Source organism: Lelliottia sp. SL45, from assembly GCF_026672535.1.
GTDB classification, from domain to species: Bacteria; Pseudomonadota; Gammaproteobacteria; order Enterobacterales; family Enterobacteriaceae; genus Enterobacter; species Enterobacter nimipressuralis.
This window is the reverse complement of the sequence record NZ_JAPPRH010000010.1, coordinates 1-20,691: the sequence shown is the minus strand read 5'-3', so window position 1 is coordinate 20,691 and position 20,691 is coordinate 1. Positions and strand designations below refer to the sequence as shown.

Genomic DNA, 20,691 nt, shown 5'->3' with positions numbered 1-20,691 from the left:
TATATTCAGAAAAAGAAATTACAAAGACAGTCACACCAATGAAATTAAAAATCTCATAATCACTCAACCTCATAATTATATTGAGTCAAATCCAATAATTTGGTTTTCTCACTTATGGCTCTATCCTTCAGACCAGGCCAAAGAGTACGGGAACTAGAGAATTTTGTTTCTACATGCGCGTACTTATAATCTTGCACCGCAGTTATAATTTGAGCGTCAGTAGCATTTTCAAAAGAAAGTTCTTTTGTGGCTTTAATTATAATGTCTGTGTATGGTCCGTATTGGACTGAAGTAGACCATATCATGTCATGTATAGCTGCTCTCTTATGATTTATATTAATCCCTTTTTTAGCCAGAAACCCTAACTGTACTTCATAATGAGTTTTCTTTATAAAAAGATATTGTTCGTGAGCAAACTCCTCTTTATGCTCGCTAGCTATCTTTTTCCACTCAGTATCAAATTCTTGTACCCCAACCTGCAAACCAGTGAGCCTATCTTTATATTTTGATTGCTGAATATAATCCTGAACAACGCCTAGTTTAGAAGATAACTGATAGCATCCATACGAAGCTCCCAAATGATCCCCCGCCCTGAAGACACAACGCCAGGCCCTCTTCCACCGGACTCATAGTGTTCTGACGTTGTACCCAGCACCCACATCTTAGAATTCATCGCTATAGCATCAAGAAACACCACAGGATGCATGTGCCACGGCTCCGCTACCATGCCTGGCACTTTCTTCATCCATCCCATCTTATCGATAAACGCCTCCGTGTATGCGTGCCACAGCGGCGCGTCCTGCTTCATCTTATCCAGATACCCCTTCCACAGCGCATCATCCTTGCCGTAATACCACTCGCTCGCGTGCTTCGCTATAATCCGCTGCAGACGGTCACGGTAAGAAACGATGTGAATTGCCTGAAGATACTCTTCCATCGAGTAATACCCGTCCCTGTTGCTGTCTATCTGCTCCAGCAGCCGCTGGTAGTTATACTGATTCAGAACGTACCCCGGCCGCGTCTCTTCCCTGGCCGCCTTATGCAGCTCTTCCAGAATGACCTTCACCAGGTTATCCGGTTGCAGGCTTCCGTCAATCAGGTCAAAGCTCACCCCGGCCTTGTTCACCGCCACAAATCCACGCTCTGCCAGTGCATACTGCGAAAGCGTCTGAATATCTTCCGCTGCAACCCAGCCACCTTCCGGCCGTATCTGGTAATACGCAGGCTGACCCTCTTCCTCCAGCACCGGCACCCTGCTCAGGGTCAGAATGCCCGGCGCCTTCGTTTTGCGTCTGCTGTCCTCCATCCCGCCCTCGCTATTTCTGGCAAACAGCGTCGCGCCTTCCGGATACTTAAGGAACGCCGGTGACTGCTCGCCCGCCCCCTCCGGGTTCGTCAGAAACGTCGGCAAACCCTCGTCCGTGCTCAGGCACTCGATGTGAACCTGATAGCGTGACCGCCTGCCGTTCTCCTCCGGCAACTGGTGAAAACCCATATGCCCTATGCTTTCGCCGGCGCTAATCCTGACCGGAACGGGCGGCACAACAACGTCACCAAAAACAGGATGCTCGCCGGAGGCCGTTGCCGCCTCCGGCGTCAGGCTGTCACCGTCAGACACCACCCAGACACGGTCGCCCTTTTTCAGCCTGTCAACGTCTCGCCCCAGCGTGACCAGGCTAAACATGCGCGAAGCCTCGTCCGGGGTTTTACCCGGTCGCGTCACCTGCTGCGCGGTATTGCCCGGCTCATACGTCAGCGGGAAACCCGCAGTCAGCGCACCCGCATTTGCCCCCTGCAGCACGTCGTCACTGCTCAGGTAATAATTCCAGTTCGTGCGGGCGGTGCAGCTGACGCTGCCTGCGGGCTGAGAAACGTAGGGCGGCGAGCAGTTAGCCCACCATGACGGCGGGGCGACTGACGGCGTGGCGGAGGTCAGGAAGCCCCTGTCGGATACCGTCCAGACCTTCGTCCCGGCCGGTACCGTGATGCCCGCTGCGTTCTTCGTCTCTGCGGCCATCGTCACCTCCGTGAACTGGCGGCCGTCGCTGTGACGGGTAATGATATTGTCACTCAGGGTAACAACCGTGTCTTTCGCCAGCGTGCCGCCCGCCCTCCCGGCAAGCACGTCGTCTGCGCTGGCGTAGTAGCGCTGAGCGTCCCTGTTTTTTCGCTCCAGCCCCTCTCCCTGCGCGGCGTACGCGGCAAAGGGAGCAAGCTGCATGTACAGGGTGTAAAACGTCAGCCCGCTCGCAGGCGTATCGCCCGGCTCAACCCGGTGCCTGACCAGCACGAAGGATGTCGAAAGGAGCAGCTTTTCACCACGCCATTCAATCGCTGCGCTCTCATAGTCCTTACATACGCGCCAGGCAACTATCTCACCGTCCGCCATGCACCGGATGAACTGCTCTCCCCTGTAAGGCTGCCGGAGATACGCCCTTTCCTCCTCGCTGTCGGTGCTCAGCGCGCACCACGGCACGGTGGCATCCGTAATGTGAATGCCACCGTGCCACATCCCCTGACTTCCCACCAGATACTGCCCCGAACTTTCACGGCCGAGAACGGCGAGCAGGTCTTCCACTGACGAAAACGCGGTGCCGTTCCTGTCCGACGGCACCGGATAACTGATTTTTGGTAGTATTGCTGACATAAATTTTTCCATGTGTGTGCTGCCCGTCGGGGCATGTCTGGCCAGCGCGGGCGGCTTTCACGCCCCCGGATGACGGTTGCCGCATCATACCTGCAGCGCCCCCCGGAGCAAGATTATGAGGGACTCAGGGAGGAGACGGGAGCGAAAACTGACGGAGCGGCTCACGCCCACGATGAAACGCAGCGTAAAGCCACCTGCCGGACGTTTAACGCCTTAACCACAAAACCCTACGCCTCACCCCAAAAAGCGCCCGGAGGCGATTACAGGCGTTTTTAGCGGGGGTGGGTTATATCCCGGAACGCGTGCGGTACAATCCGGGGCAGAAACCCACACGACACGCGGAAACGTGACCATGAACAAGCAACACGCCGCCGTACTGAACATGGCGAAATTTATCAAAACCCAGTCCCTGCTCCTGCTCGAAAAGCTGGACGGGCTTGACCTCGACGAACAGGCCAGCGAGTGCGAGCGGCTCCACGAACTCGCCGAAGCCCTGTGTGACCACCTAACCGGGGCGCTGGAGGGCAGGGCAGGGCATGAGCACATCCCACAAACTCAACAAAACCGACAGGCGGCTTCTGGCCGCCATGATGGAGGCCGGGATTATCGAACAGCGCGCAAGAGAACTTATTCAGCGTCACGTTTACACCCTCACGGCCGCCGACATGAAGCATATGGTCAGCCTGATGGGCGCTGGCGCAACCCAGACGCAGGCCATGAGCGAAATTTACCAGGCACGCCGCATCAGGCTGGCCCGGAAATACCTGACACAGCCACGATAACGCCCTTTCGGGTTGTGATACCCGTTCAGGGTAGCCGGTTTTGGGTTTCAAAGGGGCACCCTTTGGCACGCGATTTTGCACAGCCCCGGAAGGGGGTTTGTAAACATCGTCAGCGTGCCTGTTTTGTTTGCACGGATTTACGCGTAATACAGCCTTGAATGCCTGATTTATCTGGTGTAGACGTGACGAAAACACGCGTAAACGGGCACGCTATGAGCGAAAAAAGTACAACCATCAGCCTGCGGGTTTCGGCGGAGTTAAGGCGCAAGCTCGAAGCCGCAGCGGGCAGCCAGAATCTGACCCTGACCGAATACCTCCGGGCGACCATCTCAGACATCCACGGCGAAAAGGTGCTCTCCCTGGCGCAGCGGGAGGTTGCCAGCCTGGAGTCCAGGGCGCAGAGGCTCGAGGCGGAGGTGAGCAGGACGATGGAAATGTTCACCGTCCGGCTTGCGGCTGCCAGAACGGAGCAGGAGGCGCTGCTGCGTGATATTGAGGCGACGGGAGCGGCAGTAAAATCAGCCGGGACAAAAAACGGGGTGCGGTTGGCGGGTATGGCGGTCCTGGTATCGCTGTTCACGGTGGTGGTCTGGAAGGCCGCAGAATGGCTGCTGTAGGGCGGCGGGAGCCATGCCGGGAAAAAGCCCCTCCCTGTAGGGGAGTGCGAAAAGAATAACAAACATCTGAAAAATAAAGCCTTTCTTAAATAATGAATGTTTTTAGCCCCCGTTAAAGCCCCCTGACGCAGAAAGTCAGGCACCTCTCCCGGACGGGGAAAACACAGCAGGGAGCGGATACGGTGCGTACGTGCGGAATGCGGGTTCAGGCACTCTTACGCCTCCTCGCTCACCCGGTCGCTGCGCTCCTGCCGTGAGACTGCGGCGGGCGTTATCTGCTTACGAATGATGCGATAAAGGGATATCACTCGAATAAGGGAAGCCGGAAAAAGGATGCGGCGTTGCCGTTTTTCCATAGGCTCCGCCCCCCTGACAAGCATCACGAAATCTGACGCTCAAATCAGTGGTGGCGAAACCCGACAGGACTATAAAGATACCAGGCGTTTCCCCCTGGCGGCTCCCTCGTGCGCTCTCCTGTTCCTGCCTTTCGGTTTACCGGTGTCATTCCGCTGTTATGGCCGCGTTTGTCTCATTCCACGCCTGACACTCAGTTCCGGGTAGGCAGTTCGCTCCAAGCTGGACTGTATGCACGACCCCCCCGTTCAGTCCGACTGCTGCGCCTTGTCCGGTAACTATCGTCTTGAGTCCAACCCGGAAAGACACGGCAAAGCGCCACTGGCAGCAGCCACTGGTAACAGGTTTAGAGGAGGAGAGTCTTGAAGTTTCTGGTGCGATAAGGCTACACTGAAAAGACAGTTTTGGTGACTGTGCTCCTCCAAGCCAGTTACCGCGGTTCAAAAGAGCGTCAACTCTTGCGAACCTTCGAAAAAACCACCTTGCCGGGTGGTTTTTTCGTTTCTGGGCAAAGCTTACGACGTAGACTGCGCGATCTCAAGGAGATAGTTTCCATCAGCACCACTATTAGCGCCCCACTTGCAATATGCTCATTAGCAGTATAAATTGGTGTTGTACTTAGCATCAGCTGCAATCTGGAGGAACATACTCCGGGTGCTAATATGTCGCCACATTATGTGGTCCGTTGGCGGGAAGGAAACTTCTGACAGCCGCTTGGGATAAGGTTTATACCTGAAGAAGCGCAGCCGAGGTTCAACAAAAAAGCCCTGTTTATCAGGGCTTTTTTGTTTCTGCAATTACATCTTCGTGCTGTACTTTAAGCCAATCACCAAGTATCAACATATGCTTTCTTTCAACATCAGAAAGATCCATTCCTGGAGGCATGTTGTTTCTCGCATGGCATGTCTCAACATACAAAGTAAAACCCATCGAATCTGATGAAAGACGCTTCATTTTCATCACAATATAAGTACCTTTGATTGGATTTCTTTTATCTCGATGTTCGACCCTAATGACCTTGTTAGCTTTCAAATTTCGCCGACTGCCGAGGCAAAGCTTGTGGTCAATATTTTTGATAATATTCAATAAGTTAAATGTGAATTCGTAACGAGAGAGATCAAAAACTCTCTCTTTTTGCGTACCGTCATCATATTTATCAGTTACAAGTACTGGGAGCGTATCAGTGGAGTTCTTTTCCCTCGTATAGCAATGATGATCAAAAACCACCATAACATCGATACTTCCTTTCACCTTCTCTTGCTTAATTTTGGTTTCGAACTTCATACTATGATTATCGATTCCAGATAGATGAGACAGCGCATACTCTTTTCCCGAAACTGGGTCTGTATAAGTTTTACTATCGGTATCATATACAGTGACATTCCATACCCATAAGTTTCTTACTGCCTGAACCATAGCCTACCAACCCGTTTATTCCGTCAACTACAACCAATAGTAAATTACTGCACCCGTCTTGTTTACACCTAAGGGTTTATCGAATATTATCGAATAATATCGAATCAAAAAGGTTTTTTTTCGTATGTTTGATAACATGAATGCAGGAATGACTCACAATCAAGTCAAGGCTTTAGCTTACCTAATGACTAGAAAGTATGGGGCGAGTCAATGTAAGGCAGCAGCGTTTTTCAACGTATCCCAAAGCACCATTTCCCAATGGGTAAAAGAAGCGACTTACATGATCCAGATAAACCAGCTCCAGCAAGAGCTCAAGTTTGCGGAACAAAAAATCAGTCAATTAATGCCACCATCCAGTTAAAGAAAAGGAATACCCATGTCAAAATCTACAGATCAGCTAGTTAGGATTGCCGCTGCTGGAGGCGGGATAAGGCTAGAAGCATCATCAAAATCTACAGATCAGTTGGTTAGAATCGCAGCAGCGATGGCTAATACAACACACTCTAATAAAGCGACACTAGCCCTTTACGGTATTGACTCGAAATCTACAGATCAACTGGTAAGAATTGCTGCAGCCGGAAAAGGCTGTGTAGTATTTGAACTATAAAAACAGACTTGTAAACCAGCTCCAAAGTATTTTGAGCTTCGCGTGTAAATTATCTTTCTGAAAGCCCGCTTTCTCGGGCTTTTATCTTCTTAAGTATTTCTTTGTAGCTCAGACTCAACAACTTAATTGTGTTTGTAACCTGAATTTACCATAACATCTCTTATCGGCACCGCTAAAACGCGCTCAGGGCGATTTAAGGCCGAAGCCGATGAAAACCACAGCCTGCACTGCAAAAACGCGTCAGAAACGCGCTGGTGAATTTTGTGGGGTATGCATGGCTATGCAGCCAGGTGCATGATGTGCCGTTTGGCATAAATTGCCAGGTTAAAGCTCTGTTTTCATCCGTTTCGCCCCCCGGGGTAACGCTCCCCAGTGCCGGTTTTCCATATTTTTCCGGGTATCCCCCTGCTAAACTCCATCATATCGACGCATCAACCCGGGAGGCTCCGCAATGAGCAATACCACACACTACGAAAACGCCAACTTCCTGCGCGAACTGGCCGAAAGCCTGCCCCGCATACTGCCGGAAGGTGGCCCGGATAAGGCGGCACTGTTGCAGCGTCTGGCTAACGAAGAGCTGGCCCAGGCCGAATATGAAGATCAGGTTCGCGCCAAAGTGACTGCCGCCCGCGCGGACACGCGCCCGGGTATGACCACGGAGCAACTCCGCCAGCGGCTGCATAGTCGCTATCAGGAACTGCGCGATGCCGTATGACGTGGAATGGAAGCAAGGAGCCATCGAGGACGTAACGGCGCTGTTTGACTATATCGCGGAAAATTCCTCGCTGTGGGATGCGCGGAACGTCACCGATCGCGTTCTCGCGGCCGCAGACAAACTGGCCGACTTCCCGCGACTCTACGAAGTGGACGTACGCTATGGCGAGGACGTTCGCCGGATTAGCCTGATGGGGCAGCATGTTCTCTATGATGTGAATGATCCGGCGCAGAAATTCCGGGTTCTGGCCGTGGTCGGCCAGCGTCAGAATCCCCACCCCATTCGCTGATAACCGGTGACGACCAGGCAATTCATTGCGTGGTCGTCACAAGCGCAGTGCGTCAGTCTTTTGCGGGCGTAATGGCCTCAATGATCATCTCCATCGTGAAGCCGCGACTTTGCAGAAACCGCATCTGCCGTGCTTTCTCCTTCGGGTCTGACGGCAGAGCATCGCCAAACTTTTTACGGCGGCTTTCAGAGGCCATGGCAAACCAGTCAGCCGCAGTATCGCCAAGGGCACTTTCAGCGACGCCCTGTTCAATCCCCTTCTGCCTGAACTCCATCCTGATACGGGACGGGCCATACTCCTTACGCAGAAAGCGAGACAGCAGATTTTCAGCAAGACGGCGGTCATCGATATACCCGGACTCCAGAAGACGCAGCAGAGCCGTTTCCACCGTCATAACGTCATCCGTCATCGTATGCAGAACCCTGCGCATTTCGCCATGACTGTAGTCCTTTCTGGCAAGCAGGGTCACGGCGTGCTCATACAGTGCTTCAGGTGTCATTTCGTCCCTTTTTTCTGTTCAGGTATCGCGTGACGGTCGGCCACCGCGATTCGTTGCTCTTTTGTCGCGTCTTTCAGGTGCGACGCCGGAAGGTGGAGCGTTTAAACATAACACCCGTCACCAGACGCGTGAATGGCGTAATCAGACCATCGTGCAGGCATGAGTCCCGTTAAATCGTCCTGATAGCGCATTTAATTTTCTTGATGTGAAAGACAAACACAGCGCCAACAACATTGATTTAAAAGTATTTTTTTATTCGCTAAATCAAAATGGGTACAACCATGTGTACAACAAAAATCAAAGTGCTCTGCTTTTTAGCTCGCTTTTTGAACTACGAAACTTTCGTAGCTTCCACGTAACCTTGACGAAAATTCTACATACCCGTGATTCCGGGTATGTAAAAACCAGTAAGGCGCGAAAAGATAGGGACGGCGGTACATGGCTGCATCCAAAGCACCTCAGGTTGTTGTATTTTTTTTTGAAGTCCGCACAGGGCAAGCGCTGGAGTAAAATGACAAAACAACAACCCCCCCCTTAAAAAATCCCATAAATAGTGAATCCGTGCGAGTTTTGCACCCCCGGTGCTCTCAAATGCTGGAAAGTACCTTTTCGGAGGTGGGGGGGGTTATACGATCGCACGTCCCCCCCTGCGTACACCGCCCGCCCCCTCATGCGCAGAAAAAATCCCCGTTCAGGGGGTATAAACATGTTTACAGGCCAGCGCTGATTGCCGCGCCATTTCTGGGCTGGCAGGGTATTAACATGTTAACAGGGGTATAAACATTTTCAGCTTTTCAGATGCCCTGCTCTGTCACTCAGAAATCCCCTTCCGCAACGGACGAAACAGAATGGGCTATCGATATTGCGCACGGCTTCGCAAGCTGTGCATCTCGCAGCCAGATTCGCAGTTCAATTCGCAGCGCGTTTCGCACCCCGGAGATCGAAGCCCAATTCGCAGCGCGGTGTTTCCGGTATCCCTTTGCTGGTAAGGGTTTGATGTGAATCGAAGTGTAACGTATCGGTTTCGCCTGCGGGAAAATGTGCGCACGATCCGCAGTCTGGCTGTACAGAAATGTCAGGGTTTAGCTTCTGCGCAGTATTCACCGTTCAGATGTTAAGTTTTGTTAAGGTTCCCGCAGTCCTGAGTTGTCACCCGCTCACAAAAAATCCCCGTCATCATGGTGGCGAACGGTCACGGTGAGTGTCAAAAAACAGCAAGTCTGAAAAGCAGATATCCCGTTGATTAAAGGCGATTTTAAAAGTGAATAGCGTGTTTATGCAAAATGTTAAATCTCACGGAAAAGAGGGGATCACCCTGATTTTAAAGGAATAACGCATTCCGTTTTTCGTGAGCACATACGGACTTTGATCAAAAAGCGGCATTTTTTGCTTAATTTTTCGCAAAGATTCAGTTTTCAGATTTGAGGAAGAAAATCGAATAAGGCCAGAGCTGGCGCTGTGTTCAGGGATTAGGACAGTGAGACTGAAAACGTAAAATATGTGCATGTGTAAACCGCAGGCGGGTGCGGTGTAGTGCCGTTTACGTCGGCAGAGGAAATGTTCAGCGTCAGCACCGGCGCGTAAGAGCATGATGGTAAAAAGGTGATATTGCGCCTCCTCGCTCACTAGGTCGCTGCGCTCCGGCCGTGAGACTGCGGCGGGCACTGCGAACTCTCTCACAGGGGAAAGACAGTACTGCAGACGCAACTTCCCTTAAAGACAACCCCCCCTCCCCCCAGCGCTGTCGCAACTGTTGGCCGTTTACAGAAGTTCCCCCTCGCTGGCCGCAAAAAAATGCGTCACGGTCGAGGGGATGAACTCAGCAGGATTTCAGCAATGTGCGGTCGCCCTTCACATTACCCCGGTGCGCCTTCCTGCACCCCTTCTGTCCCGTTCCCCGAAGCCTTTTCCGCTGTTATTGCCGCGTTATCTCACACCACGCATGGCTCTCAGGTCTGTACAGATGGAGCGTTCCTGGCTGGACTCTGCACCCTTGCCGTCTCGTCCCTGACTGCTGCGCCTGTTCCGGGGACTGGTCACATGATCCCACCCGGAAAAGCACGCAAAAACACCACTGGCAGCAGCCACTGGTAACAGGAGGTATACGAGAGAGATATTTAGAGAGGTCTTGAAGTATGTGCCTGACTACGGCTACACTGAAAGAACTGTTTTGGTTTCTGCGGTCTCGTATACCCAGTTACCGTCCGGTTTCGAAGAGTTACCAGCTCAACGAACCCGAACCAACCCGCCTTCCGGCGGGTTTTTTCGTTTACAGGGCAAGAGACTACGACGATCCTTGGAGGATCTCAAGAAGATCCTCCGCATGATTTAATTAACCATCAACAGAACTAACAAAGTCAGACAACAAATTTTTAAGCGAAATCGTCTCATCCAAAACACACTGTTTATTTAAAAGCATTCCATTTTGCCCTCCAACCCTCAACCACAAGTCACACTTTTCATCAATGTATTTACGCTGATTATCAGTAAATAATTTGAGTTCTACAATATTACCATCCTCTGGAGAGGTTATATCATTATGCTTACCAATGAATAATTCTATTGACTTGTCCTGTGCATTTATCTCTGAATCAACACACTCCGTTGACATAGGGTTACTGACTGTCTTAGATACACAATCAGTGTACTCTTTACTATATTTACTCACATTGTGTGAGAATGCAGAAAAAGAAATTACAAAGACAGTCACACCAATGAAATTAAAAAATCTCATAATCACTCAACCTCATAATTATATTGAGTCAAATCCAATAATTTGGTTTTCTCACTTATGGCTCTATCCTTCAGACCAGGCCAAAGAGTACGGGAACTAGAGAATTTTGTTTCTACATGCGCGTACTTATAATCTTGCACCGCAGTTATAATTTGAGCGTCAGTAGCATTTTCAAAAGAAAGTTCTTTTGTGGCTTTAATTATAATGTCTGTGTATGGTCCGTATTGGACTGAAGTAGACCATATCATGTCATGTATAGCTGCTCTCTTATGATTTATATTAATCCCTTTTTTAGCCAGAAACCCTAACTGTACTTCATAATGAGTTTTCTTTATAAAAAGATATTGTTCGTGAGCAAACTCCTCTTTATGCTCGCTAGCTATCTTTTTCCACTCAGTATCAAATTCTTGTACCCCAACCTGCAAACCAGTGAGCCTATCTTTATATTTTGATTGCTGAATATAATCCTGAACAACGCCTAGTTTAGAAGATAACTGATAGCATCCATACGAAGCTCCCCCATGATCCCCCCGCCCTGAAGACACAACGCCAGGCCCTCTTCCACCGGACTCATAGTGTTCTGACGTTGTACCCAGCACCCACATCTTAGAATTCATCGCTATAGCATCAAGAAACACCACAGGATGCATGTGCCACGGCTCCGCTACCATGCCTGGCACTTTCTTCATCCATCCCATCTTATCGATAAACGCCTCCGTGTATGCGTGCCACAGCGGCGCGTCCTGCTTCATCTTATCCAGATACCCCTTCCACAGCGCATCATCCTTGCCGTAATACCACTCGCTCGCGTGCTTCGCTATAATCCGCTGCAGACGGTCACGGTAAGAAACGATGTGAATTGCCTGAAGATACTCTTCCATCGAGTAATACCCGTCCCTGTTGCTGTCTATCTGCTCCAGCAGCCGCTGGTAGTTATACTGATTCAGAACGTACCCCGGCCGCGTCTCTTCCCTGGCCGCCTTATGCAGCTCTTCCAGAATGACCTTCACCAGGTTATCCGGTTGCAGGCTTCCGTCAATCAGGTCAAAGCTCACCCCGGCCTTGTTCACCGCCACAAATCCACGCTCTGCCAGTGCATACTGCGAAAGCGTCTGAATATCTTCCGCTGCAACCCAGCCACCTTCCGGCCGTATCTGGTAATACGCAGGCTGACCCTCTTCCTCCAGCACCGGCACCCTGCTCAGGGTCAGAATGCCCGGCGCCTTCGTTTTGCGTCTGCTGTCCTCCATCCCGCCCTCGCTATTTCTGGCAAACAGCGTCGCGCCTTCCGGATACTTAAGGAACGCCGGTGACTGCTCGCCCGCCCCCTCCGGGTTCGTCAGAAACGTCGGCAAACCCTCGTCCGTGCTCAGGCACTCGATGTGAACCTGATAGCGTGACCGCCTGCCGTTCTCCTCCGGCAACTGGTGAAAACCCATATGCCCTATGCTTTCGCCGGCGCTAATCCTGACCGGAACGGGCGGCACAACAACGTCACCAAAAACAGGATGCTCGCCGGAGGCCGTTGCCGCCTCCGGCGTCAGGCTGTCACCGTCAGACACCACCCAGACACGGTCGCCCTTTTTCAGCCTGTCAACGTCTCGCCCCAGCGTGACCAGGCTAAACATGCGCGAAGCCTCGTCCGGGGTTTTACCCGGTCGCGTCACCTGCTGCGCGGTATTGCCCGGCTCATACGTCAGCGGGAAACCCGCAGTCAGCGCACCCGCATTTGCCCCCTGCAGCACGTCGTCACTGCTCAGGTAATAATTCCAGTTCGTGCGGGCGGTGCAGCTGACGCTGCCTGCGGGCTGAGAAACGTAGGGCGGCGAGCAGTTAGCCCACCATGACGGCGGGGCGACTGACGGCGTGGCGGAGGTCAGGAAGCCCCTGTCGGATACCGTCCAGACCTTCGTCCCGGCCGGTACCGTGATGCCCGCTGCGTTCTTCGTCTCTGCGGCCATCGTCACCTCCGTGAACTGGCGGCCGTCGCTGTGACGGGTAATGATATTGTCACTCAGGGTAACAACCGTGTCTTTCGCCAGCGTGCCGCCCGCCCTCCCGGCAAGCACGTCGTCTGCGCTGGCGTAGTAGCGCTGAGCGTCCCTGTTTTTTCGCTCCAGCCCCTCTCCCTGCGCGGCGTACGCGGCAAAGGGAGCAAGCTGCATGTACAGGGTGTAAAACGTCAGCCCGCTCGCAGGCGTATCGCCCGGCTCAACCCGGTGCCTGACCAGCACGAAGGATGTCGAAAGGAGCAGCTTTTCACCACGCCATTCAATCGCTGCGCTCTCATAGTCCTTACATACGCGCCAGGCAACTATCTCACCGTCCGCCATGCACCGGATGAACTGCTCTCCCCTGTAAGGCTGCCGGAGATACGCCCTTTCCTCCTCGCTGTCGGTGCTCAGCGCGCACCACGGCACGGTGGCATCCGTAATGTGAATGCCACCGTGCCACATCCCCTGACTTCCCACCAGATACTGCCCCGAACTTTCACGGCCGAGAACGGCGAGCAGGTCTTCCACTGACGAAAACGCGGTGCCGTTCCTGTCCGACGGCACCGGATAACTGATTTTTGGTAGTATTGCTGACATAAATTTTTCCATGTGTGTGCTGCCCGTCGGGGCATGTCTGGCCAGCGCGGGCGGCTTTCACGCCCCCCGGATGACGGTTGCCGCATCATACCTGCAGCGCCCCCCGGAGCAAGATTATGAGGGACTCAGGGAGGAGACGGGAGCGAAAACTGACGGAGCGGCTCACGCCCACGATGAAACGCAGCGTAAAGCCACCTGCCGGACGTTTAACGCCTTAACCACAAAACCCTACGCCTCACCCCAAAAAGCGCCCGGAGGCGATTACAGGCGTTTTTAGCGGGGGTGGGTTATATCCCGGAACGCGTGCGGTACAATCCGGGGCAGAAACCCACACGACACGCGGAAACGTGACCATGAACAAGCAACACGCCGCCGTACTGAACATGGCGAAATTTATCAAAACCCAGTCCCTGCTCCTGCTCGAAAAGCTGGACGGGCTTGACCTCGACGAACAGGCCAGCGAGTGCGAGCGGCTCCACGAACTCGCCGAAGCCCTGTGTGACCACCTAACCGGGGCGCTGGAGGGCAGGGCATGAGCACATCCCACAAACTCAACAAAACCGACAGGCGGCTTCTGGCCGCCATGATGGAGGCCGGGATTATCGAACAGCGCGCAAGAGAACTTATTCAGCGTCACGTTTACACCCTCACGGCCGCCGACATGAAGCATATGGTCAGCCTGATGGGCGCTGGCGCAACCCAGACGCAGGCCATGAGCGAAATTTACCAGGCACGCCGCATCAGGCTGGCCCGGAAATACCTGACACAGCCACGATAACGCCCTTTCGGGTTGTGATACCCGTTCAGGGTAGCCGGTTTTGGGTTTCAAAGGGGCACCCTTTGGCACGCGATTTTGCACAGCCCCGGAAGGGGGTTTGTAAACATCGTCAGCGTGCCTGTTTTGTTTGCACGGATTTACGCGTAATACAGCCTTGAATGCCTGATTTATCTGGTGTAGACGTGACGAAAACACGCGTAAACGGGCACGCTATGAGCGAAAAAAGTACAACCATCAGCCTGCGGGTTTCGGCGGAGTTAAGGCGCAAGCTCGAAGCCGCAGCGGGCAGCCAGAATCTGACCCTGACCGAATACCTCCGGGCGACCATCTCAGACATCCACGGCGAAAAGGTGCTCTCCCTGGCGCAGCGGGAGGTTGCCAGCCTGGAGTCCAGGGCGCAGAGGCTCGAGGCGGAGGTGAGCAGGACGATGGAAATGTTCACCGTCCGGCTTGCGGCTGCCAGAACGGAGCAGGAGGCGCTGCTGCGTGATATTGAGGCGACGGGAGCGGCAGTAAAATCAGCCGGGACAAAAAACGGGGTGCGGTTGGCGGGTATGGCGGTCCTGGTATCGCTGTTCACGGTGGTGGTCTGGAAGGCCGCAGAATGGCTGCTGTAGGGCGGCGGGAGCCATGCCGGGAAAAAGCCCCTCCCTGTAGGGGAGTGCGAAAAGAATAACAAACATCTGAAAAATAAAGCCTTTCTTAAATAATGAATGTTTTTAGCCCCCGTTAAAGCCCCCTGACGCAGAAAGTCAGGCACCTCTCCCGGACGGGGAAAACACAGCAGGGAGCGGATACGGTGCGTACGTGCGGAATGCGGGTTCAGGCACTCTTACGCCTCCTCGCTCACCCGGTCGCTGCGCTCCTGCCGTGAGACTGCGGCGGGCGTTATCTGCTTACGAATGATGCGATAAAGGGATATCACTCGAATAAGGGAAGCCGGAAAAAGGATGCGGCGTTGCCGTTTTTCCATAGGCTCCGCCCCCCTGACAAGCATCACGAAATCTGACGCTCAAATCAGTGGTGGCGAAACCCGACAGGACTATAAAGATACCAGGCGTTTCCCCCTGGCGGCTCCCTCGTGCGCTCTCCTGTTCCTGCCTTTCGGTTTACCGGTGTCATTCCGCTGTTATGGCCGCGTTTGTCTCATTCCACGCCTGACACTCAGTTCCGGGTAGGCAGTTCGCTCCAAGCTGGACTGTATGCACGACCCCCCCGTTCAGTCCGACTGCTGCGCCTTGTCCGGTAACTATCGTCTTGAGTCCAACCCGGAAAGACACGGCAAAGCGCCACTGGCAGCAGCCACTGGTAACAGGTTTAGAGGAGGAGAGTCTTGAAGTTTCTGGTGCGATAAGGCTACACTGAAAAGACAGTTTTGGTGACTGTGCTCCTCCAAGCCAGTTACCGCGGTTCAAAAGAGCGTCAACTCTTGCGAACCTTCGAAAAAACCACCTTGCCGGGTGGTTTTTTCGTTTCTGGGCAAAGCTTACGACGTAGACTGCGCGATCTCAAGGAGATAGTTTCCATCAGCACCACTATTAGCGCCCCACTTGCAATATGCTCATTAGCAGTATAAATTGGTGTTGTACTTAGCATCAGCTGCAATCTGGAGGAACATACTCCGGGTGCTAATATGTCGCCACATTATGTGGTCCGTTGGCGGGAAGGAAACTTCTGACAGCCGCTTGGGATAAGGTTTATACCTGAAGAAGCGCAGCCGAGGTTCAACAAAAAAGCCCTGTTTATCAGGGCTTTTTTGTTTCTGCAATTACATCTTCGTGCTGTACTTTAAGCCAATCACCAAGTATCAACATATGCTTTCTTTCAACATCAGAAAGATCCATTCCTGGAGGCATGTTGTTTCTCGCATGGCATGTCTCAACATACAAAGTAAAACCCATCGAATCTGATGAAAGACGCTTCATTTTCATCACAATATAAGTACCTTTGATTGGATTTCTTTTATCTCGATGTTCGACCCTAATGACCTTGTTAGCTTTCAAATTTCGCCGACTGCCGAGGCAAAGCTTGTGGTCAATATTTTTGATAATATTCAATAAGTTAAATGTGAATTCGTAACGAGAGAGATCAAAAACTCTCTCTTTTTGCGTACCGTCATCATATTTATCAGTTACAAGTACTGGGAGCGTATCAGTGGAGTTCTTTTCCCTCGTATAGCAATGATGATCAAAAACCACCATAACATCGATACTTCCTTTCACCTTCTCTTGCTTAATTTTGGTTTCGAACTTCATACTATGATTATCGATTCCAGATAGATGAGACAGCGCATACTCTTTTCCCGAAACTGGGTCTGTATAAGTTTTACTATCGGTATCATATACAGTGACATTCCATACCCATAAGTTTCTTACTGCCTGAACCATAGCCTACCAACCCGTTTATTCCGTCAACTACAACCAATAGTAAATTACTGCACCCGTCTTGTTTACACCTAAGGGTTTATCGAATATTATCGAATAATATCGAATCAAAAAAGGTTTTTTTTCGTATGTTTGATAACATGAATGCAGGAATGACTCACAATCAAGTCAAGGCTTTAGCTTACCTAATGACTAGAAAGTATGGGGCGAGTCAATGTAAGGCAGCAGCGTTTTTCAACGTATCCCAAAGCACCATTTCCCAATGGGTAAAAGAAGCGACTTACATGATCCAGATAAACCAGCTCCAGCAAGAGCTCAAGTTTGCGGAACAAAAAATCAGTCAATTAATGCCACCATCCAGTTAAAGAAAAGGAATACCCATGTCAAAATCTACAGATCAGCTAGTTAGGATTGCCGCTGCTGGAGGCGGGATAAGGCTAGAAGCATCATCAAAATCTACAGATCAGTTGGTTAGAATCGCAGCAGCGATGGCTAATACAACACACTCTAATAAAGCGACACTAGCCCTTTACGGTATTGACTCGAAATCTACAGATCAACTGGTAAGAATTGCTGCAGCCGGAAAAGGCTGTGTAGTATTTGAACTATAAAAACAGACTTGTAAACCAGCTCCAAAGTATTTTGAGCTTCGCGTGTAAATTATCTTTCTGAAAGCCCGCTTTCTCGGGCTTTTATCTTCTTAAGTATTTCTTTGTAGCTCAGACTCAACAACTTAATTGTGTTTGTAACCTGAATTTACCATAACATCTCTTATCGGCACCGCTAAAACGCGCTCAGGGCGATTTAAGGCCGAAGCCGATGAAAACCACAGCCTGCACTGCAAAAACGCGTCAGAAACGCGCTGGTGAATTTTGTGGGGTATGCATGGCTATGCAGCCAGGTGCATGATGTGCCGTTTGGCATAAATTGCCAGGTTAAAGCTCTGTTTTCATCCGTTTCGCCCCCCGGGGTAACGCTCCCCAGTGCCGGTTTTCCATATTTTTCCGGGTATCCCCCTGCTAAACTCCATCATATCGACGCATCAACCCGGGAGGCTCCGCAATGAGCAATACCACACACTACGAAAACGCCAACTTCCTGCGCGAACTGGCCGAAAGCCTGCCCCGCATACTGCCGGAAGGTGGCCCGGATAAGGCGGCACTGTTGCAGCGTCTGGCTAACGAAGAGCTGGCCCAGGCCGAATATGAAGATCAGGTTCGCGCCAAAGTGACTGCCGCCCGCGCGGACACGCGCCCGGGTATGACCACGGAGCAACTCCGCCAGCGGCTGCATAGTCGCTATCAGGAACTGCGCGATGCCGTATGACGTGGAATGGAAGCAAGGAGCCATCGAGGACGTAACGGCGCTGTTTGACTATATCGCGGAAAATTCCTCGCTGTGGGATGCGCGGAACGTCACCGATCGCGTTCTCGCGGCCGCAGACAAACTGGCCGACTTCCCGCGACTCTACGAAGTGGACGTACGCTATGGCGAGGACGTTCGCCGGATTAGCCTGATGGGGCAGCATGTTCTCTATGATGTGAATGATCCGGCGCAGAAATTCCGGGTTCTGGCCGTGGTCGGCCAGCGTCAGAATCCCCACCCCATTCGCTGATAACCGGTGACGACCAGGCAATTCATTGCGTGGTCGTCACAAGCGCAGTGCGTCAGTCTTTTGCGGGCGTAATGGCCTCAATGATCATCTCCATCGTGAAGCCGCGACTTTGCAGAAACCGCATCTGCCGTGCTTTCTCCTTCGGGTCTGACGGCAGAGCATCGCCAAACTTTTTACGGCGGCTTTCAGAGGCCATGGCAAACCAGTCAGCCGCAGTATCGCCAAGGGCACTTTCAGCGACGCCCTGTTCAATCCCCTTCTGCCTGAACTCCATCCTGATACGGGACGGGCCATACTCCTTACGCAGAAAGCGAGACAGCAGATTTTCAGCAAGACGGCGGTCATCGATATACCCGGACTCCAGAAGACGCAGCAGAGCCGTTTCCACCGTCATAACGTCATCCGTCATCGTATGCAGAACCCTGCGCATTTCGCCATGACTGTAGTCCTTTCTGGCAAGCAGGGTCACGGCGTGCTCATACAGTGCTTCAGGTGTCATTTCGTCCCTTTTTTCTGTTCAGGTATCGCGTGACGGTCGGCCACCGCGATTCGTTGCTCTTTTGTCGCGTCTTTCAGGTGCGACGCCGGAAGGTGGAGCGTTTAAACATAACACCCGTCACCAGACGCGTGAATGGCGTAATCAGACCATCGTGCAGGCATGAGTCCCGTTAAATCGTCCTGATAGCGCATTTAATTTTCTTGATGTGAAAGACAAACACAGCGCCAACAACATTGATTTAAAAGTATTTTTTTATTCGCTAAATCAAAATGGGTACAACCATGTGTACAACAAAAATCAAAGTGCTCTGCTTTTTAGCTCGCTTTTTGAACTACGAAACTTTCGTAGCTTCCACGTAACCTTGACGAAAATTCTACATACCCGTGATTCCGGGTATGTAAAAACCAGTAAGGCGCGAAAAGATAGGGACGGCGGTACATGGCTGCATCCAAAGCACCTCAGGTTGTTGTATTTTTTTTTGAAGTCCGCACAGGGCAAGCGCTGGAGTAAAATGACAAAACAACAACCCCCCCCTTAAAAAATCCCATAAATAGTGAATCCGTGCGAGTTTTGCACCCCCGGTGCTCTCAAATGCTGGAAAGTACCTTTTCGGAGGTGGGGGGGGTTATACGATCGCACGTCCCCCCCTGCGTACACCGCCCGCCCCCTCATGCGCAGAAAAAATCCCCGTTCAGGGGGTATAAACATGTTTACAGGCCAGCGCTGATTGCCGCGCCATTTCTGGGCTGGCAGGGTATTAACATGTTAACAGGGGTATAAACATTTTCAGCTTTTCAGATGCCCTGCTCTGTCACTCAGAAATCCCCTTCCGCAACGGACGAAACAGAATGGGCTATCGATATTGCGCACGGCTTCGCAAGCTGTGCATCTCGCAGCCAGATTCGCAGTTCAATTCGCAGCGCGTTTCGCACCCCGGAGATCGAAGCCCAATTCGCAGCGCGGTGTTTCCGGTATCCCTTTGCTGGTAAGGGTTTGATGTGAATCGAAGTGTAACGTATCGGTTTCGCCTGCGGGAAAATGTGCGCACGATCCGCAGTCTGGCTGTACAGAAATGTCAGGGTTTAGCTTCTGCGCAGTATTCACCGTTCAGATGTTAAGTTTTGTTAAGGTTCCCGCAGTCCTGAGTTGTCACCCGCTCACAAAAAATCCCCGTCATCATGGTGGCGAACGGTCACGGTGAGTGTCAAAAAACAGCAAGTCTGAAAAGCAGATATCCCGTTGATTAAAGGCGATTTTAAAAGTGAATAGCGTGTTTATGCAAAATGTTAAATCTCACGGAAAAGAGGGGGATCACCCTGATTTTAAAGGAATAACGCATTCCGTTTTTCGTGAGCACATACGGACTTTGATCAAAAAGCGGCATTTTTTGCTTAATTTTTCGCAAAGATTCAGTTTTCAGATTTGAGGAAGAAAATCGAATAAGGCCAGAGCTGGCGCTGTGTTCAGGGATTAGGACAGTGAGACTGAAAACGTAAAATATGTGCATGTGTAAACCGCAGGCGGGTGCGGTGTAGTGCCGTTTACGTCGGCAGAGGAAATGTTCAGCGTCAGCACCGGCGCGTAAGAGCATGATGGTAAAAGGTGATATTGCGCCTCCTCGCTCACTAGGTCGCTGCGCTCCGGCCGTGAGACTGCGGCGGGCACTGCGAACTCTCTCACAGGGGAAAGACAGTACTGCAGACGCAACTTCCCTTAAAGACAACCCCCCCTCCCCCCAGCGCTGTCGCAACTGTTGGCCGTTTACAGAAGTTCCCCCTCGCTGGCCGCAAAAAAATGCGTCACGGTCGAGGGGATGAACTCAGCAGGATTTCAGCAATGTGCGGTCGCCCTTCACATTACCCCGGTGCGCCTTCCTGCACCCCTTCTGTCCCGTTCCCCGAAGCCTTTTCCGCTGTTATTGCCGCGTTATCTCACACCACGCATGGCTCTCAGGTCTGTACAGATGGAGCGTTCCTGGCTGGACTCTGCACCCTTGCCGTCTCGTCCCTGACTGCTGCGCCTGTTCCGGGGACTGGTCACATGATCCCACCCGGAAAAGCACGCAAAAACACCACTGGCAGCAGCCACTGGTAACAGGAGGTATACGAGAGAGATATTTAGAGAGGTCTTGAAGTATGTGCCTGACTACGGCTACACTGAAAGA

21 protein-coding genes and 1 pseudogene are annotated in these 20,691 nt (G+C 52.0%); 14 read left to right on the top strand and 8 right to left on the bottom strand.

What is annotated here, in order from left to right; genetic code table 11:
- Positions 1-59: 59 nt before the first annotated feature.
- Positions 60-578: a hypothetical protein gene (locus OVA10_RS23725; RefSeq protein ID WP_268197041.1), complete on the bottom strand. Its 519-nt coding sequence runs from the start codon at positions 576-578 to the stop codon at positions 60-62.
- Positions 536-2,647 (bottom strand): hypothetical protein, encoded by a 2,112-nt coding sequence (locus OVA10_RS23720; RefSeq protein ID WP_268197040.1) that lies wholly within the window; start codon positions 2,645-2,647, stop codon positions 536-538. Before OVA10_RS23720 ends, OVA10_RS23725 begins: the two co-directional genes overlap by 43 nt.
- Before the next feature lie 352 nt (positions 2,648-2,999).
- On the opposite strand from OVA10_RS23720, the pseudogene OVA10_RS23715 reads away from it, so the two are divergent.
- The 3 genes and pseudogenes from OVA10_RS23715 to OVA10_RS23705 all read left to right on the top strand — a co-directional run.
- Positions 3,000-3,143 (top strand): annotated as a pseudogene (locus OVA10_RS23715) (Rop family plasmid primer RNA-binding protein); the annotation flags it as partial.
- A 40-nt stretch (positions 3,144-3,183) separates the two neighbouring features.
- Positions 3,184-3,429 (top strand): hypothetical protein, encoded by a 246-nt coding sequence (locus OVA10_RS23710; protein ID WP_202666599.1) that lies wholly within the window; start codon positions 3,184-3,186, stop codon positions 3,427-3,429.
- A 212-nt stretch (positions 3,430-3,641) separates the two neighbouring features.
- A complete protein-coding gene (locus OVA10_RS23705) occupies positions 3,642-4,046 on the top strand; it encodes a hypothetical protein (RefSeq protein WP_202666598.1) in 405 nt (134 codons plus the stop codon).
- A 1,128-nt stretch (positions 4,047-5,174) separates the two neighbouring features.
- Here the strand turns inward: OVA10_RS23705 and OVA10_RS23700 are convergent.
- The gene (locus OVA10_RS23700) at positions 5,175-5,816 is read right to left on the bottom strand and encodes a hypothetical protein (RefSeq protein WP_268197038.1); all 642 of its coding nucleotides are present in this window, start codon (positions 5,814-5,816) and stop codon (positions 5,175-5,177) included.
- 124 nt (positions 5,817-5,940) lie between these two features.
- Between OVA10_RS23700 and OVA10_RS23695 the strand changes: the two genes are divergently transcribed.
- The 4 genes from OVA10_RS23695 (at position 5,941) to OVA10_RS23680 (ending at position 7,427) form a co-directional block, all read left to right on the top strand.
- The gene (locus OVA10_RS23695) at positions 5,941-6,177 is read left to right on the top strand and encodes a helix-turn-helix domain-containing protein (protein WP_268197037.1); all 237 of its coding nucleotides are present in this window, start codon (positions 5,941-5,943) and stop codon (positions 6,175-6,177) included.
- 15 nt (positions 6,178-6,192) lie between these two features.
- Positions 6,193-6,423 carry a hypothetical protein gene (locus OVA10_RS23690; protein WP_268197036.1) on the top strand — a complete coding sequence of 77 codons (231 nt, stop codon included), beginning with the start codon at positions 6,193-6,195 and terminating at the stop codon, positions 6,421-6,423.
- A gap of 451 nt (positions 6,424-6,874) precedes the next feature.
- Positions 6,875-7,138 (top strand): plasmid stabilization protein, encoded by a 264-nt coding sequence (locus OVA10_RS23685; protein WP_268197035.1) that lies wholly within the window; start codon positions 6,875-6,877, stop codon positions 7,136-7,138.
- On the top strand, positions 7,128-7,427 hold the full coding sequence (locus OVA10_RS23680; protein ID WP_268197034.1) for a type II toxin-antitoxin system RelE/ParE family toxin: 300 nt from the start codon (positions 7,128-7,130) through the stop codon (positions 7,425-7,427). Before OVA10_RS23685 ends, OVA10_RS23680 begins: the two co-directional genes overlap by 11 nt.
- Before the next feature lie 52 nt (positions 7,428-7,479).
- Here the strand turns inward: OVA10_RS23680 and OVA10_RS23675 are convergent, their stop codons facing one another.
- From OVA10_RS23675 to OVA10_RS23665, 3 genes are all read right to left on the bottom strand, one after another.
- Positions 7,480-7,926 (bottom strand): regulatory protein RecX, encoded by a 447-nt coding sequence (locus tag OVA10_RS23675; RefSeq protein WP_202666606.1) that lies wholly within the window; start codon positions 7,924-7,926, stop codon positions 7,480-7,482.
- Positions 7,927-10,258: 2,332 nt separating this feature from the next.
- A complete protein-coding gene (locus tag OVA10_RS23670) occupies positions 10,259-10,660 on the bottom strand; it encodes a hypothetical protein (RefSeq protein WP_268197039.1) in 402 nt (133 codons plus the stop codon).
- A gap of 2 nt (positions 10,661-10,662) precedes the next feature.
- Positions 10,663-13,263 (bottom strand): hypothetical protein, encoded by a 2,601-nt coding sequence (locus tag OVA10_RS23665; RefSeq protein ID WP_326493409.1) that lies wholly within the window; start codon positions 13,261-13,263, stop codon positions 10,663-10,665.
- 341 nt (positions 13,264-13,604) lie between these two features.
- On the opposite strand from OVA10_RS23665, the gene OVA10_RS23660 reads away from it, so the two are divergent.
- The 3 genes from OVA10_RS23660 to OVA10_RS23650 all read left to right on the top strand — a co-directional run bounded on the left by OVA10_RS23660 (position 13,605) and on the right by OVA10_RS23650 (position 14,646).
- A complete protein-coding gene (locus tag OVA10_RS23660; RefSeq protein ID WP_202666600.1) occupies positions 13,605-13,787 on the top strand; it encodes a Rop family plasmid primer RNA-binding protein in 183 nt (60 codons plus the stop codon).
- Positions 13,784-14,029 (top strand): hypothetical protein, encoded by a 246-nt coding sequence (locus OVA10_RS23655; protein WP_202666599.1) that lies wholly within the window; start codon positions 13,784-13,786, stop codon positions 14,027-14,029. The genes OVA10_RS23660 and OVA10_RS23655 overlap by 4 nt, the downstream gene beginning before the upstream one ends.
- 212 nt (positions 14,030-14,241) lie before the next feature.
- Positions 14,242-14,646, top strand: coding sequence for a hypothetical protein (locus OVA10_RS23650; RefSeq protein ID WP_202666598.1), 405 nt, complete (start codon positions 14,242-14,244; stop codon positions 14,644-14,646).
- A 1,128-nt stretch (positions 14,647-15,774) separates the two neighbouring features.
- Here OVA10_RS23650 and OVA10_RS23645 read toward each other — a convergent pair.
- A complete protein-coding gene (locus OVA10_RS23645; protein ID WP_268197038.1) occupies positions 15,775-16,416 on the bottom strand; it encodes a hypothetical protein in 642 nt (213 codons plus the stop codon).
- 125 nt (positions 16,417-16,541) lie between these two features.
- Between OVA10_RS23645 and OVA10_RS23640 the strand changes: the two genes are divergently transcribed.
- From OVA10_RS23640 to OVA10_RS23625, 4 genes are all read left to right on the top strand, one after another.
- The gene (locus tag OVA10_RS23640) at positions 16,542-16,778 is read left to right on the top strand and encodes a helix-turn-helix domain-containing protein (protein ID WP_268197037.1); all 237 of its coding nucleotides are present in this window, start codon (positions 16,542-16,544) and stop codon (positions 16,776-16,778) included.
- Between the two features lie 15 nt (positions 16,779-16,793).
- Positions 16,794-17,024 carry a hypothetical protein gene (locus tag OVA10_RS23635; protein ID WP_268197036.1) on the top strand — a complete coding sequence of 77 codons (231 nt, stop codon included), beginning with the start codon at positions 16,794-16,796 and terminating at the stop codon, positions 17,022-17,024.
- A gap of 451 nt (positions 17,025-17,475) precedes the next feature.
- On the top strand, positions 17,476-17,739 hold the full coding sequence (locus OVA10_RS23630; RefSeq protein WP_268197035.1) for a plasmid stabilization protein: 264 nt from the start codon (positions 17,476-17,478) through the stop codon (positions 17,737-17,739).
- Complete coding sequence (locus OVA10_RS23625; RefSeq protein ID WP_268197034.1) at positions 17,729-18,028, top strand: type II toxin-antitoxin system RelE/ParE family toxin; 300 nt, start codon at positions 17,729-17,731, stop codon at positions 18,026-18,028. Before OVA10_RS23630 ends, OVA10_RS23625 begins: the two co-directional genes overlap by 11 nt.
- A gap of 52 nt (positions 18,029-18,080) precedes the next feature.
- Here OVA10_RS23625 and OVA10_RS23620 read toward each other — a convergent pair whose 3' ends face one another.
- On the bottom strand, positions 18,081-18,527 hold the full coding sequence (locus tag OVA10_RS23620; protein ID WP_202666606.1) for a regulatory protein RecX: 447 nt from the start codon (positions 18,525-18,527) through the stop codon (positions 18,081-18,083).
- Between the last annotated feature and the right edge of the window lie 2,164 nt (positions 18,528-20,691).